This window comes from Clostridium sp. HV4-5-A1G (assembly GCF_900184915.1).
In the GTDB taxonomy this organism is placed as follows: domain Bacteria; phylum Bacillota; class Clostridia; order Clostridiales; family Clostridiaceae; genus Clostridium_B; species Clostridium_B aromativorans.
In genome coordinates this window covers 1-3,066 of record NZ_FXYI02000269.1, presented here as the reverse complement: position 1 = coordinate 3,066, position 3,066 = coordinate 1, and the positions used below count along the sequence as shown (strand labels likewise).

Sequence of the window (3,066 nt, the reverse complement as noted above, 5' to 3'; positions counted from 1 at the left end):
TGGGGGTATAGCTCAGCTGGGAGAGCATCTGCCTTGCACGCAGAGGGTCAAGAGTTCGAATCTCTTTATCTCCACCACACGAGTAACAATTTGTTACTCTTTTTTTAGTTATCATATATAGCGCTTAATATTCGTTTGTTGACTGAAAAAGTTAAAGTTTTAAATCCTTTTAAAGACCAAAAGTTATGTCTATTTTTGGCCTATTTTTTATATATTTATTTTTTTATATATTGAGTAAAATCAAATTAGTGTGAAAATTTATTTGATTTTAGCAGGGATTTTAAGTTGTAAGTAGAATATATAAACTAAGTGCAAAGTAAGAGGAGGAATTGCTTATGAAAAATTATTCAACAAAATATTTAAGAAATGTAGGAATTATTGGTCACAGTGGATCTGGGAAAACTACATTAACAGAAGCAATACTTTACTATACGAAAGCTACAGATAGATTTGGGAAAATTGAAGATGGAAATACTGTTAGTGATTATGACACTGAAGAAAAAAAGAGAAAAATATCTTTATCTACATCAATAGTTTCTTGTGAATATAATGATGTAAAGATAAATTTAGTTGATATGCCAGGATATTTTGATTTTATAGGAGAAACTGTGGAAGGATTAAGAGCTGTTGATACAGCAATGATTGTTGTATCAGGTGTATCAGGAATACAGGTAGGGACAGAAAAATCCTGGGATTATTTAAATAAGAACAATTTACCAAGAGCCTTTTATGTGAATAAGCTAGATAGGGAAAATTCTAATTTTGGAAAGGTGATGGAAGAATTAAAGCAGAAATTTGGTATATCTGTAGTACCTGTTCAGTATCCTATAGGTAAAGAAAGCGATTTTAAAGGTGTTGTAAACGTTATTTCAAGAAGAGCTAGGATATTTAATAGTAAAACTAAAGCTATGGAAGAAGGGGATATACCTGAAGATATTTTAGAAAAAGTAGATGAATGTAAAAATATGATAATGGAAGCCGTAGCAGAGACAGATGAAAAACTTTTAGATAAATATTTCGATGAAGGTACTTTAAGCGATGAGGATATATATGAGGGTTTAATAAAGGGGTGTTCAAAGGGAGAAGTAGTGCCTGTAATGTGTGGTTCTGCTTTAACTGGAATAGGAATAGAGACTTTAATTGAAGATATAATTGAATGTTTTCCATCACCAGAAAATATAGAGCCTATTAAAGTTATAGATATAAAAAATGACTCTGAACACACTATAAAAATAGATGAAAAAGAACCTTTTTCAGCATTTGTTTTTAAAACTATAGCGGATCCTTTTGTTGGTAAATTATCTTTGTTTAGAGTTATAACGGGAAAGTTGAAATCTGATATGACAGTGCATAATGTTAAAAAGAACAAAAATGAAAAAATGGGATCCATGTATTTTCTAAGAGGTAAACAGCAGATTCCTGCCTCTGAAATAACGGCTGGGGATTTAGGCGCTGTATCTAAACTACAATTTACAAGTACGGGGGATACACTATGTTATCCTAAGTCCTCTGTGATATTTGAAGATATTAAATTTCCGCAGCCTGTAATTTCAATGGCAGTTTTACCTAAATCTAAAAATGATGAAGATAAAATATTAAACGGATTGAATAAGATGGTAGAAGAAGATCTTACTTTTAAAATATCTAGAGATACGGAAAATGCAGAGGTGATAATATCTGGATTGGGCGAGACTCATATTGATGTAATATCATGTAAATTAAAATCTAAATTCGGTGTGGAAGTTGTTTTACAGGAACCAAAAGTACCTTATAGAGAAACCATAAAGAAAATTTCAGATGTTCAAGGGAAACACAAGAAGCAATCAGGAGGACATGGACAATATGGAGATGTGAGAATTAAATTTGAGCCCAGGACTGATGGGGAAGATGATTTAGAGTTTGTGGATAAAGTAGTAGGAGGGGTAGTACCTAGACAGTATATACCAGCAGTGGAAAAAGGTCTAAGGGAGTGTGTAAATCATGGAGTATTGGCTGGCTATCCTGTAATAAGATTAAAAGCCACACTTCATGATGGCTCATATCATCCTGTAGATTCATCAGAAATGGCATTTAAAGTTGCAGCCTCACTAGCATATAAAAAGGGACTTATGGAAGCTGAACCAATATTATTGGAACCTATTGAACATGTGGAGATATCTGTTCCCGAGCACTATATGGGAGATATAATTGGGGACATCAACAAAAAACGAGGGAAAGTACTGGGAATGGAGAGTTCAGAAGGAAATCAAATAATAATAGCCGAAGTTCCTCAAGCTGAAATGTTTAAATATGCTACAGATTTAAGATCCATGACCCAGGCCAGAGGAAGTTTTACTATGAGATTTGAAAGATATGAAGAGGTGCCAAGTTCTGAAGCAAATAAGATAATAGAAAATAAGAATAAAATAAAAGTTAAAGAAGGGTAAAATAAGTTAATAAAAGACTGGTGTACAATTAAATTTGTGCACCGGTCCCTTCAATCAAGTAACTTTATTAATTCTTCAAAAAATCTGCTGCCATCTGACTATAAACTGCTGCTCCTATAGGAAGACAGTTCTCATCAATAGTAAAATGATTGGAATGCTGGGAATACATCCATCCTTTTTCTTTGTTTCCATCGCCAAGTATCATAAATGTACCCGGTACCTTTTCAAGATATGAGGAAAAATCTTCAGAACCCATGATCTTACCTACCTGAATAATATTTTTTTCACCTATCAATTTGGCCACGGACTTCCTGGCAAATTCAGTGGATTTATCGTCGTTAATAGTGGGTTTAAATCCATCTTTATATTTAAAGTCATATTTGCAGCCATAGGCACTGCAGACACCATCTATTATTTTCTTCATCCATTTTGGCATCATTTTCCTGGAATTACTGGATAGAGCCCTGTTCATCCCTGTCATCTCAACTTTACCGGGAACCACATTAAATCTTTCCCCTGCCTTTACAGTTCCAACATTTATAACTATGGGATTCCTGGCATCGTTGAATCTGCTGACAATGGTCTGGAACCCTTCCATAATGGCTACTGCACAGGGCATTGCATCCACTCCCTGCCAGGG

The 3,066-nt window shown here is 34.1% G+C and carries 2 protein-coding genes and 1 tRNA gene; 2 read left to right on the top strand and 1 reads right to left on the bottom strand.

Features of this window, described 5'->3' with window-relative positions; genetic code table 11:
* The first annotated feature begins 1 nt into the window (after nucleotide 1).
* A tRNA-Ala gene (locus J5G60_RS17515) sits at nucleotides 2-77 on the top strand.
* Nucleotides 78-335: 258 nt separating this feature from the next.
* The gene (gene fusA / locus J5G60_RS17510; protein WP_150357977.1) at nucleotides 336-2,426 is read left to right on the top strand and encodes an elongation factor G; all 2,091 of its coding nucleotides are present in this window, start codon (nucleotides 336-338) and stop codon (nucleotides 2,424-2,426) included.
* A 67-nt stretch (nucleotides 2,427-2,493) separates the two neighbouring features.
* Here fusA and J5G60_RS17505 read toward each other — a convergent pair.
* Nucleotides 2,494-3,066, bottom strand: a 573-nt coding sequence (locus J5G60_RS17505; RefSeq protein WP_207876597.1) for a M20 metallopeptidase family protein, incomplete at its 5' end; no start/stop codon positions are given.